Source organism: Janthinobacterium sp. 344, assembly GCF_900112025.1.
Taxonomy (GTDB): Bacteria; Pseudomonadota; Gammaproteobacteria; order Burkholderiales; family Burkholderiaceae_D; genus Janthinobacterium.
On sequence record NZ_FOKL01000019.1, the window covers coordinates 1 to 11,419 of the forward strand.

Here is an 11,419-nt window from a genome sequence, read left to right on the forward strand (position 1 = left end):
CCGGAAAAGGGGCGCTGACGAAGGCGCAGCTGCATGCCTGCCTGCCACACTTCATCGACAAGGACATTTTGCTGGTCACCGATGGCCATGCCGCCTATCGCGCCTTTGCCAAGGAAGCGGGGATCAGCCACCAGGCCGTCAATTTGCGCGCAGGCATCCGCATGCAGGGTGCCGCGCATGTACAGAACGTCAATGCATATCACAGCCGCCTGCGGGCATGGCTACGCCCCTTTCACGGCGTGGCGACGCGCTACCTGCCGAATTACCTGGGCTGGCGCTGGATACTCGACGCCAGGCGTATCTGCTCGCCGGAAACATTATTGAAGGCAACGCTGGGAGCATTCCCACATCTGATGGTGACATAGCCTTGAAAAATGGGCCAAGGGCTGGGCATGCTTCCTGCTTTGTTACACTGTGACAATCAGACCCGCGCCGCGGGCGTGCCAGCACGCGCGCGGGTCTAAGCAGTTTTGCAACTTTACCTTTGGCTATCATGCACTTGATTAACTCCAGTTTGAACCACGCCTTGCGCGTGCCGCTGGCCGCGGAAATCCACTCGCGGCCGTTTTTGCAGCTCGATGCTCCCGAGCTGATCACCCATCTGGCCGTCTACAAGGATGACAGCGCGGCGCCCGGCGCGTCGAACATGGCGGCCCAGCATGCCACCCTGGCGGCGCTGTGCACGCATTTCGGCGTCACGCCGCCCGCCGCCGAAGCCAAGTATTTTTATTATGACTTCGGCCGCTTCCGCCTGAAATGGGAATGCCACACGGAATTTGCCACGTTCACCTTCGCCGAGCATCCGGGCGCGGCCTTGCCTTTGGCGCAGGCGTTCGAGCGCATGCCCCTGGAACAGTTGCCGCAGCAATGGCTGGTGGGCTTGAAGGGCAAGCTGATGGTGGCCGCCCACGTGGTGCTGGAACAGGCGACGGAGCCGGCCGAAATTTTCATGCAAGGCTTGTCGCGCGTGTTCGAGGGCAATACCCTGGCCGGCAGCAAGGTGCTGCAGGGCGGCGAGCTGTGGACGGATTTCACCATCCAGTCCGACGGCTTCAGCCGTTTCGTCATCCGCGACGCGGGCATGCGTTCGCAGCAGTCGGGCCGGCTGGTGCAGCGCGTGCTGGAAATCGAAACCTACCGCATGATGGCTTTATTGGGCTTGCCGTACGCCATGCAGGCGGCGCCATCCCTGAATGCCATCGAGAACGAACTGGCGACCCTGGCCGCCGCCATGGTCGACACGGACGACGCGCCTGGCCTGGCCAAGGCCGACGAGGGCGTGGCCGAGCAAGCCTTGCTCGACCGCATTACGCGCCTGGCGGCCCGCATCGAAAAGCTGTCGCTCGATAATAGCTACCGTTTTTCCGCGTCGAAAGCCTATATGGGCCTCGTCAAGGCGCGCATCGAGGAGTTGCGCGAAGTGCGCATCGAAGGCATCCCCACGGTCGAGGAATTCATGGACCGCCGCCTGACGCCGGCCATGAACACGTGCGAAGCGATGGCCAGCCGCCAGGAAGCGATGGCGCAGCGCATTGCCAACACGAACGATTTGCTGCGCACGCGCGTGGGCATCGTGCAGGAATTGCAGAACCGGCAAATCCTGCAATCGATGAACGCCCGCGCCGCGCAGCAGCTGCGCCTGCAGCAGGCGGTGGAAGGCTTGTCCGTGGCGGCGATCTCGTATTACGTGATCGGCCTGTTCAGCTACACGGGCAAGGCGGCCAAGGTGATGGGCTTGCCCGTGAACCCGGAAATCCTCGTCGGCGCGCTGGTGCCGTTCGTGGCGGCCGGCGTATGGCTGGGCTTGCGCCGCATGCACCACAAGCTGCACGCGGACTGAGCCGGGTAAATGCCTTGGCGGCGCGTACGCCGCGCGCCGCCAATCTTTGCTATCGTGCGACCCTCACCGTTCGATACAAGGAAATGACGTGCTTGCCCAGGTTGGAGATATTTACAGCGTGTTTTCGTCCAGGCTGCAGCAGTATGTGGCTTGCCAGGTCACGGCCATCGATGCCGCCGCGTCGTCCGGCGGCCCTCCGCTGGCCGCCATTTTGCAGCTGGACTGGACGGGCGACAGCTTGCCCGATGCGGCCGCCGTGCAGGCGATGCGCCCGCTGGTGTGCGACTATTATTTCTGGAATGGCCGTCACGACCACAGCTTTGCCAGCGCCCTGGTGCCGCCGCATTACACCTTGATCGCCAATAGCGCGCCGCTGGTCGACGGGGAAGTGAAAAGCTACAGCGGCGGCTGGCACATGGGCGACAGCGTCTGGCGCCAGCGCCGCTGGGAGCAGCTCGACCCGGCCAGGCGCCAGCGCTTCAAGGCCGCGTCCAGCCAGGAAGTGATCATCGGCGGCCAGTCGCTGCGCCAGAACACGAGCCGCATCGGCGACGGCATCCTGCAGGCGCTCGGCGACCTGTCCGAACTGGACCAGCTGCCTTGCCTGACGACCATCGAGACGCGCCACGGCAGCGCGGCGCTGGCCGCCTGCATCAACGCCAATCCCATCATCAATGAAGTGCACTGGCAGTCGTCGACAACCGACGAACTCGATTTGCGCGACAGCAATGTCAGCCGCCTCGTCGTGCATGCCGAGGGCTTGCGCTCGCTGCGCCTGAACGAGGGTTTGAGCACCCTGATCCTGCAGGGCGCGCCGTCGCCCGCGCTGCGCATCGAGGACCCGCATGCGGGACGCTTCCTGCGGCTGCAGTTGTCGGGCGCCCTGGCGCCATTCCACGGCCTCGAGCAGCTGGGCCGTTTGTCGCTGAGCGCGATGCCGGCCGTGGATTTCGCCGCCGTCGCCGAGCGCTTTCCTCAACTGGTGGAATGGACGGTCTGGGGCAAGCCGGCTCTGGCGTCGCATCTGGGCAGCCTCGCCAGGCTGGAGCGCCTGCGATCCTTTTCCGCCTACGAACTGTTTGGCTACGGCGCCGATGATTTTCCCGCGCCGGCGCAGATGCCGGCCCTGTCCAGCCTGTGCCTGGCCAGCCTGCCGGCCGACGCCGCCAAGGCCATCAAGGCCGGCTATAAAAAGGCGGCGGCGCTGGGTTTGAACCTGTCGGTGACGCGGCCGCGCAAGCCGGAATGGCTGGCGGAAAACCTGGACAACCCGTTCCGCGACTGGGATGGCCGCGAGCACATCTCGGCGGCGTATGCCAAGAAGGCCGCGCAGGCGTATAAAAAACTGCTGGCCACGGCGCGCACGCTCGATGCCGCGATGGATGGCGGGGCCGCGCACGCCATGGCGCAGGAAATGGTCACGGCCTATGTGGGCGTGTTCAATCAGATCGAACGGCGCAGCAACATCATCGAAACGGTGGAGCGCGATGAAATCTATGTGGCGCTGGAGCAGGTGCTGGCGCAAGTGCGGCTGCCGGAGGTGGCGGCGCTGTATGCCTTGTTCGACCGCCTGCGCGATTTTTAGTCAGGCATGCACTAGAAAAAAAGTTCTAGACATCGAGTTCTAGAATCGCTATTCTAGCGTCATGTTAAAAAATACCTCCACTCCCCATCCCACCGCCGCCGAACTGGACTTGTTGCGCATCCTGTGGCGGCGCGGTCCGTCCGACGCCCGGGCCGTGTACGACGCCCTGGCGGAAGAACGTCCCGATGCCAGCTATGCCACCGTGCTGCGCCAGTTGCAACTGATGCATGGCAAGGGCTTGCTGAGCCGCGACGAAAGCCAGCGTCCCCAGCTGTACGCGGCCGTCGAAGCGCAGGAAAAGCTGCAAACCAGCTTGCTCAAGGACTTGATCGGCAAGGTGTTTTCCGGTTCCGGCAAGGCGCTCGTGCTGACGGCGCTGCGCGAGCACGTGAGCGACGCGGAACGCCTGGAAATTGAAAAAATCCTGCGCAGCAAGGATGGCAAACAGCCATGAATGTGGACCTGCGCCTGGGCATCGAGTTGGGCAAGCTGGTCCCTGCGTTGGGCTGGGTTCTGCTGTATTTCGTCTGGCAGGGTCTGATCGTCGGTGCCGTGTCCGCCGTGCTGCTCCGGTTGCTGCGCCAGGCCAGCGCGCGCTGGCGCTATGCCGTCTGTGCGCTGGCACTGCTGCTGTGCCTGTGTATTCCCGCCATCCATCTGCTTTCTCTGCTGTCTGGCATATCTGCGGCCCAGCTGCCGCTGGCCGCGCCGCCCGCCTGGCGCGCCGCGCTGCAAGCGTGGCTGCCGGCCCTGGTGCTGGCCTGGAGCGCCGGCGTTGGCCTGATGAGCTTGCGCCTGTGCCTGGGCCTGGCGTGGGTCGGCAGGCTGCGCCGCCAGGCCGTGGCCGCGCCCGCCATCTGGCAGGCGCGCCTCGATGCGCTGGCGCTGCGCATGGGATTGCGCAGCGCTCAGCACGTGCCGCTGAAGCTGCATGGGGGATTGTCCAGCCCGGTGACGGTGGGATTCTGGCGCCCCGTCATCCTGTTGCCGACCGCCTTGTTGAGCGGCATGCCCGTCGCCTTGCTCGAAGCGTTGCTGGCGCATGAACTGGCGCACGTGCGGCGCTGGGATTACCTGGTCAACCTGTTGCAAAGCGTGGCCGAGGCGCTGCTGTTTTTTCACCCTGTCGTCTGGTGGCTGTCGGCACGCATGCGGGCCGAACGGGAGCAAGTGGCCGATGCGCTGGCCGCGCAAGCGCTGCAAGACCCGCAGCAGCTGGCCACGGCGCTGCATGCGCTGTCCTTGCACGCTGCCCCGCCGCAGCAGCCCGGCTTGCTGATGTCGGCCCGGGGCGGGGCGTTGCTGACGCGCATAGAACGCCTGATGGCGCCCGGGCTTGATACGGCCGGCTGGAAACTGGCCGTGCCCGCCTTGCTGCTGGCCTGCGCCACCTTGCTGCTGCAGGTGCAGGGCAAGCCTGCCGTCAACGGGGCGATCCTGGCCGACGCTGCCTCCGCCATGCTGGACTTGCCCGTCAGCGCGAAACACATGCTGGTATTTGACGACAGCACGGGCCAGGTGCTGATGGCGAAAGATGCGGACGCCGTCGTGCCCATCGCCTCGATCACCAAGCTGATGACGGCCATGGTGGTGCTGGACGCGGGCCTTGACCCGGACGAACAGCTGCGCATCGTGCGCGCCGATGGCAAGGCGTCGATGCAGCGCGACAGCCTGCTGGCCGATGGCGTGGCTGTGTCGCGCGCGGCGCTGCTGCAGTTGGCGCTGCTGCCGTCCGAAAACCGCGCCGCCGCCGCGCTGGCGCGCACTTATCCCGGCGGCAACGCGGCTTTTCAGCAAGCCTTGCAGGCGAAGATCCGCCACCTGGGCTTGCGCCGCACCAACCTGACGGACCCCGTCGGCAGTTCGCCCGCAAATACGTCGACGGCCAGCGAGGTGGCCAGGATCGTCGCGGCGGCCGCGCGCTATCCGGACATTGCGCGCATCACCAGCCACCCGCAAGCGAGCGTGGCCGTCAATGGCAAGGTCCGCACCCTGCGCAACACCAACCCGCTCGTCGGCGGCAAGGGCTGGGACATTTTGCTGTCGAAGACGGGCAGCAGCCACGAGGCGGGCAGCTGCCTGACGATGCGCATGCGCAGCGGCGGCAAGCACGTCACCGTGGTGCTGCTCGATGCCGCTGGCGCGCAGCGACGCTCGCTCGACGCGGGCAGCATCCGCGACACCCTGGCCGACAGGACGGCCCGCATGCACTGATCCCCCCTGGCGCGCCGCGTCGCGGCCGCCTTTTTTTATCCTTTGGAGATGAGAATGACACTATTGGCGAAGTTGATGCTGGCGACGGTTGCGACCATGGCGGCAGGCACGGTGCAGGCGAAGACCCCCGCGCCGCTGCAGGATACACCGGTTAATTGTGACAATTGCAAGGAATGGAATGCGCCCGTCAAGCCGTTCAATATCTATGGCAACAGCTGGTATGTGGGCACGGCGGGCTTGTCCGCCGTGCTGGTGACGAGTCCGCAGGGCCACATCCTGCTCGACGGCGCGCTACCGCAATCGGCGCCCTTGATCATCGACAATATCCGGGCGCTGGGTTTCCGCATCGAGGATGTGAAATATATCCTCAATTCGCATGCGCACTGGGATCACGCGGGCGGCATTGCCGCGCTGCAACGGGCCAGCGGCGCCACCGTGATGGCCAGCGCAGCGGCCGCCCCCGTGCTGCAAAGCGGCACGAATGGCAAGGATGACCCGCAATACCAGGCCAATCCCGTCGTGCATGTGGCCAAGGTGGACAAGGTCAGCCTGGTGGGCGAGGGCGATGCCGTCAAGGTGGGGCCATTGGCGCTGACGGCCCACATGACACCGGGCCATACGCCGGGCGGCACGACGTGGACCTGGACCTCGTGCGAAGGCCAGCGCTGCCTGAACGTGGTGTATGCGGACAGCCTGAACGCGTATGCGAGCGGCGATTTCCGCTATACGGGCAAAGGCGCGGGCAAGGGTGGCACGCCCGATATTTCTGCCTCGTTCGAAGCGAGCATCGCCAAGGTGGCGGCCTTGCCATGCGACATCATCATCCCCGTGCATCCGGGTACGGCGGACGTGCTGGGCAAGGCGGCCAGGCGCAGCGCCACAAGCAATCCCCTGATCGACGCCAGCGCCTGCCGCGTCTATGCGGCGCAAGCGGGCGGCTTGCTGGCCAAGCGCCTGGCGAAGGAACGGGACGTCGCCTTGCCTCTTGACGCGAAGGGCGCTGCGCACGCGCACTAAGCCTCTTTTACTGTGCCGCCTGCCGCTGTTTTTGCAGGCGCTTCAGGAATACCGTCATTTCCTTGACGGCTTGCAGGTCGCCTTGCTGCTGGGCCACCGTCACGCCCGTGGTCCAGGCAGACTCGGCATCGTCCAGCCGGCCTAGTTGGTGCAAGGCCTTGCCCAGCAGTTTCCAGGCGGCGGAATAGCTTGTTTGCTGTTGCGTCGCCTGCGCCAGGTGGATGGCCGCTTGCTCTGCGTCATTATCTTTCAGGCAGGCGTCGCCCAGGCCAAAGCGCAGCAGGGCGCTGTCGCGGCCCTGCGCCAGCAGTTTTTCCAGCTTTTCACGCATCAAGATCTCCATTAATATGCAAGTTAATTCTTGCATATTAGCGCTTGGGCGTGCAAGAAACAAGCCGGCATGCCATTCTCCTGCGGGCGCTGTTCCACCCGCGCCGCATTATGATAATATAAATGAGAATTATTCTCATATGGAGCATGGCGTGGTATCGACTGCCTGGACGCGGCAATTGTCTTCCGAACTGACCTTGTCGGCCGGTTCCGTGCTGTCGCCCACTCCCATCACCGTCAATACGCCCGTGTTCGAGGGGTTGCAAGTCATCGTCTCGCTGAACGGCAAGTTGAGCGGCAGCGTGGATGGCCGTGCGCCGTTCGCCATTACCGATGCGGGCGTCTATCTGGTGCTGGCGCGGGGCCGCCACGAAGGCTGTGACCGCTTTGCAGCGAATACCTTGCAGCGCTACGTGAAAGTGGGACTCGACGCGGGCCATGCGCAGCGCAGCGGCTTCGACCTGGAGCGCCTGGCCGTCACGGGCGGCCAGCAGCTGCACCGTGATGGCGTGCTGGTGATGCGCCAGGCGCTCACGCCGGCCCTGCGGGCCATCGCCACCCAGATCCTGATGTGCCCCTTCGACGGCGCCGTGCGCGACATGTACATGGCGGGCAAGGCGCTGGAGATGGCGGCCGTGGCCAGCGACCGGGTACTGGGACGGTCGCGGGGCGGCGCCAGCGGCGCCGATTTGAGCGCCTTCGAAGTCGAGCGCCTGCAGCAGGCGCGCGAGCTGGCCGAGCAGCATTTCCAGCAGCCGCTGGGGTTGCCGGAAATAGCCAGATTAAGCGGCTTGAACGTGAAGAAGCTGACGGCCGGCTTTCGCAAGCTGTTTGGCGTCAGCGTGTTCGAGTATGTGCAGGATTACCGTCTGCAGGAAGCCTATCGAATGCTCAGCGCGGGCGGCTATACGGTGACGCAGGTGGCGTGCTTTGTCGGCTATGCCATTCCGCATTTCTCCACCTTGTTTCGCAAGCGTTTCGGCATGCCGCCCAGCCAGCTGGCGCGCGCATAGCCGGCTGCATCTTTTCCGTCTTTCGTAAGGCGCAGGCCCGATAACGAAAGCAGCCGGTGCCTCCAGATTCTATGATGAATGATATTCATTCTCATTTAAAACCTGGAAGGATTTACCGTATGTCACGTTCGCAGCCCCACCGTCTGCCGCGCCTTGTGCGCGCCGTTCCCCTTCCTCTCGTGCTGGTCCTGGCTTGCCGCGCCGCCTATGCCGCCGCAGCGCCTGATGCGCCGCAAGCCATGCAAGGCGTGACGATCGAAGCGCAGCGCTTGAAAATCGCCACGCAAAGCACGACATCGAGCAAGACCGATACGGCGCTGATCGAAACGCCCGCCTCCGTTTCCGTCATCACGCGCGACCAGATGGATGCGCAGGGCATCCAGTCCGTCGGCGAGGCGCTGCGTTACTCGGCCGGCGTGCTGGCCAGCCCCTCGATGGCCGCTTCGCAGCGCTATGATCGTTTTGACAACGTCAAGATCCGCGGCTTCGACGTGGGCAGCAACGGCATGCTGCGCGACGGCTTGCGCGGCACCACCGTGCAAGCCTGGCCCAAGGTCGAGCCGTATGGCCTGGAAGCGGTGGAAGTGTTGCGGGGACCCAGTTCCGTGCTGTATGGCCAGAATTCGCCGGGCGGCATCGTCAACCAGATCAGCAAACAGCCGCTGTTCCAGCCCTACCGCGAACTGCAACTGCAGACAGGCAACTTCCGCCGCAAGCAGGTACAGGGCGATGTGAGTGGTCCCGTGGGCGAGGGCGGCGACTGGGCTTACCGCATGACGGGCTTGCTGCGCGATAGCGATTCCCAATTCACAGGCGTGCCGGACGACAAGGTGTATATCGCGCCCGCCCTTAGCTGGCGCCCCAGCGCGGCCACCAGCCTGACCTTGCTGGCCGACTACACGCGCGACAAGTTCGGTCCGCCTGCCGTGGTGGCGCCCATCCAGGGTACCCTGTTGCCGAACCGCCATGGCCGCCTTCCCTACAACCAGATGCTCAACGAAAAGGGCCTGGACAATCACCGCGTGCAATATTCGCTGGCCTATCTGCTGGAGCACCGCATCGACGACGTGTGGAGCGTCCATTCCAAGGCGCGCTACGGCCGGGTCAACCTGATTACGGAAACCATCCAGGGCCGTTTGCTGGCCGACCAGCGCACCTTGCGCCGCACGCCTTATTTCTTCGATATCGATGGCGAGAGTTGGTCGCTGGACAACAATGCCAAGGCCCGTTGGCGCAGCGGCGGCGCCGAATTCGAGACGCTGGTGGGCCTCGACTATCGTCACACGAAAGAGGATTATGTGCTCAATGGCGGCCCGGCCGGCGCTGAGATTGATATATATCAGCCTGTCTACCTGGGCCATATGCTGCCCACGCCCGAGCGCTATGCCAGCACCGTGCAAAGCTCGGACCAGTACGGCCTGTACGTGCAGCAACAGATCAAGCTGGCGCGGCAATGGGTGCTCAGCGCGGGCGTGCGCAAGGATTGGTCGGACACGTCCACGCGCGACCGGCTGGACGGCGTCACGCCGCCGTCGCAAAAGGATGATGCGCTGACGTGGAAGGCGGGCGCCGTCTATCTGGCCGAGAATGGCCTGGCACCTTACGTCAGCCTGATGACCTCGTTCAACCCCGTGCTGGGCAACGATTTCTATGGCAAATCCTACGACCCTACCAAGGGCAAGCAGGCGGAAGTGGGCGTGAAATACCAGCCGCCCGGTTTCGACGGATTTTTCACGGCCTCCGTGTTTGACCTGCGTCAGGAAAACGTGCAGACCCTGGACCCGAACAACTCGCTGAACCGTTTGCAGACGGGCGAAATCAAATCGCATGGCGTGGAACTCGATGCGCTGGCCAATCTCACGCGCAATTTCAACGTGGCGGCCAACGTCACGTGGAACCGCCTGGAAGTGAGTAAAAGCAATAACGTCAATGAAGTGGGCAAGCGTCCCGTCGGCATGCCCGAAACCATGGCCAGCGTATGGGGCAAGTACAAACTGGTGCAAGGCCCGCTGGCGGGACTGGGCATCGGCCTGGGCTTGCGCTACACGGGCGCCACCAAGGCCGACTCCGCCAACCGTATCGACGTGCCATCCTACCTGCTGACGGATCTGGCGCTGGACCTCGATCTGCTGCGGCTGTCGCCATCCCTGCGGGGCACGCAGCTGGCGCTGAACGTGACGAATCTGAGCAACAAGCATTACTACGACAGTTGTTCATCGAGCAATTGCAGCACGGGCGATGCGCGCCGCTTGCTGCTGACCGTCAAGCATGCGTGGTGATGCCATGAGAAAAATCTTGTCCATGCTGACCGCCGCGCTGCTGTCCTGCATCAGTTTGTCCGTTGAGGCCGTCACCGTCACCGATCTGGCGGGACGCACGGTGAGCGTACCGGACCAGGTGCGGCGCATCGTGCTCGGTGAAGGTCGCCTGATCTACACCTTGTCCATGTTGGAAGGAAAAAATCCCTTTGCCCGCCTGGCGGGCTGGCAGGGCGATTTCCGCCACCTCGATGTGCAGGGCTACGCGGCCTACCGCAAGGTCTTCCCGCAAGCGGAGCAGGTGCCCCTGGTGGGCGCCACCTCGGCCGACAGTTTCAGCGTGGAAAAAGCCTTGTCCTTGCGGCCCGACTTGGCCATCCTGGCCCTGTCGGGCGGCCACGGCCCCGCGCCGGGCAGTGACGCCGTACGCCAGCTGGAAGCGGCCGGCGTGCCCGTGATCTTTGTCGACTTCAGCAACCATCCGCTGGCAAATACCGTGCCCAGCATGCGCCTGATGGGCAGGGCGCTGGACCGCCAGGCGCAGGCCGCCGCCTTCATCGCCTTTTACGAAGAGCAGGTGGGTAAAGTTGCGCGCGCCGTGCAAGCGGCGCAGGCCAGGCCGGGCTTTCGCCGCCCCAGCATTTTTGTCGACATGCTGGCGGGCTTGCAGGGCTGTTGCGGTTCTCCCGGCACGGGCAATTTCGGTGAAATGATTGCCCTGGCCGGTGGCGAGAATATCGGCGCCGGCAAGATCCCCGGCCCCATCGGTACCCTGAACCCGGAATACATCCTCTCGCGCGATCCCGACGTGTATGTGGCGACGGGCGTGTTCGCCAGCGGGCAGGGGGGCGTGACCCTCGGTTACCAGGCCACCTTGGCGCAGGCGCGCAGCAGCTTGCGCACCGTGGCCTCGCGCACGGAAACGGCCCAGCTGAGCGCCGTGCGCGAAAAAAATGGCGGGCGTGCGCACGGTCTGTGGCATGTGTTCTACGACTCGCCCGAACATGTGGTGGCCGTGCAGGCGCTGGCCAAGTGGCTGCATCCGCAGCTGTTTGCGGACCTGGATCCGGCCCGCACGCGCCTGGAAATGTATCGCCGTTTCATGCCGATTCCCGCCACGGGCGTGCTGTTCGTGGACATGCAGCCGTGAGCGCCGTGCTGA

At 64.5% G+C, this 11,419-nt stretch carries 10 protein-coding genes; 9 read left to right on the plus strand and 1 reads right to left on the minus strand.

Annotation, left to right across the window (positions count from 1 at the left end; all coding sequences use genetic code 11):
• The 6 genes from BM193_RS27655 to bla all read left to right on the plus strand — a co-directional run.
• Window positions 1-365 (plus strand): IS1595 family transposase (locus BM193_RS27655; RefSeq protein WP_139229976.1); only part of this gene is annotated, 365 nt, incomplete at its 5' end.
• A gap of 128 nt (window positions 366-493) precedes the next feature.
• Complete coding sequence (locus BM193_RS27660; protein WP_092804472.1) at window positions 494-1,840, plus strand: DUF3422 family protein; 1,347 nt, start codon at window positions 494-496, stop codon at window positions 1,838-1,840.
• Between the two features lie 88 nt (window positions 1,841-1,928).
• Window positions 1,929-3,425 (plus strand): hypothetical protein, encoded by a 1,497-nt coding sequence (locus BM193_RS27665; protein ID WP_139176404.1) that lies wholly within the window; start codon window positions 1,929-1,931, stop codon window positions 3,423-3,425.
• Between the two features lie 61 nt (window positions 3,426-3,486).
• Window positions 3,487-3,879, plus strand: coding sequence for a BlaI/MecI/CopY family transcriptional regulator (locus BM193_RS27670; RefSeq protein WP_092804478.1), 393 nt, complete (start codon window positions 3,487-3,489; stop codon window positions 3,877-3,879).
• Window positions 3,876-5,639, plus strand: coding sequence for a M56 family metallopeptidase (locus tag BM193_RS27675; protein ID WP_092804481.1), 1,764 nt, complete (start codon window positions 3,876-3,878; stop codon window positions 5,637-5,639). Before BM193_RS27670 ends, BM193_RS27675 begins: the two co-directional genes overlap by 4 nt.
• A 54-nt stretch (window positions 5,640-5,693) precedes the next feature.
• Window positions 5,694-6,656 (plus strand): subclass B3 metallo-beta-lactamase, encoded by a 963-nt coding sequence (gene bla, locus BM193_RS27680; RefSeq protein WP_254786458.1) that lies wholly within the window; start codon window positions 5,694-5,696, stop codon window positions 6,654-6,656.
• Window positions 6,657-6,663: 7 nt separating this feature from the next.
• Here bla and BM193_RS27685 read toward each other — a convergent pair whose 3' ends face one another.
• Window positions 6,664-6,987, minus strand: coding sequence for a tetratricopeptide repeat protein (locus BM193_RS27685; protein WP_175533445.1), 324 nt, complete (start codon window positions 6,985-6,987; stop codon window positions 6,664-6,666).
• Between the two features lie 151 nt (window positions 6,988-7,138).
• Here BM193_RS27685 and BM193_RS27690 point away from each other — a divergent pair, with 151 nt between their 5' ends.
• From BM193_RS27690 to BM193_RS27700, 3 genes are all read left to right on the plus strand, one after another.
• A complete protein-coding gene (locus BM193_RS27690) occupies window positions 7,139-7,999 on the plus strand; it encodes a helix-turn-helix domain-containing protein (RefSeq protein WP_175533446.1) in 861 nt (286 codons plus the stop codon).
• A 119-nt stretch (window positions 8,000-8,118) separates the two neighbouring features.
• A complete protein-coding gene (locus BM193_RS27695) occupies window positions 8,119-10,278 on the plus strand; it encodes a TonB-dependent siderophore receptor (RefSeq protein WP_175533447.1) in 2,160 nt (719 codons plus the stop codon).
• 4 nt (window positions 10,279-10,282) lie between these two features.
• Entirely contained in the window at window positions 10,283-11,407 is a 1,125-nt protein-coding gene (locus BM193_RS27700) for an ABC transporter substrate-binding protein (protein ID WP_254786459.1), read from the plus strand.
• The last annotated feature ends 12 nt before the right edge of the window (window positions 11,408-11,419 follow it).

Excerpts from the sequence above, each read along its gene's own strand:
- BM193_RS27660 (WP_092804472.1), top strand. The coding sequence starts at position 494 with ATGCACTTGATTAACTCCAGTTTGAACCACGCCTTGCGCGTGCCGCTG.
- BM193_RS27670 (WP_092804478.1), top strand. The coding sequence starts at position 3,487 with ATGTTAAAAAATACCTCCACTCCCCATCCCACCGCCGCCGAACTGGAC.
- BM193_RS27675 (WP_092804481.1), top strand. The coding sequence starts at position 3,876 with ATGAATGTGGACCTGCGCCTGGGCATCGAGTTGGGCAAGCTGGTCCCT.
- bla (WP_254786458.1), top strand. The coding sequence starts at position 5,694 with ATGACACTATTGGCGAAGTTGATGCTGGCGACGGTTGCGACCATGGCG.
- BM193_RS27685 (WP_175533445.1), bottom strand. The coding sequence starts at position 6,987 with ATGCGTGAAAAGCTGGAAAAACTGCTGGCGCAGGGCCGCGACAGCGCC.
- BM193_RS27695 (WP_175533447.1), top strand. The coding sequence starts at position 8,119 with ATGTCACGTTCGCAGCCCCACCGTCTGCCGCGCCTTGTGCGCGCCGTT.
- BM193_RS27700 (WP_254786459.1), top strand. The coding sequence starts at position 10,283 with ATGAGAAAAATCTTGTCCATGCTGACCGCCGCGCTGCTGTCCTGCATC.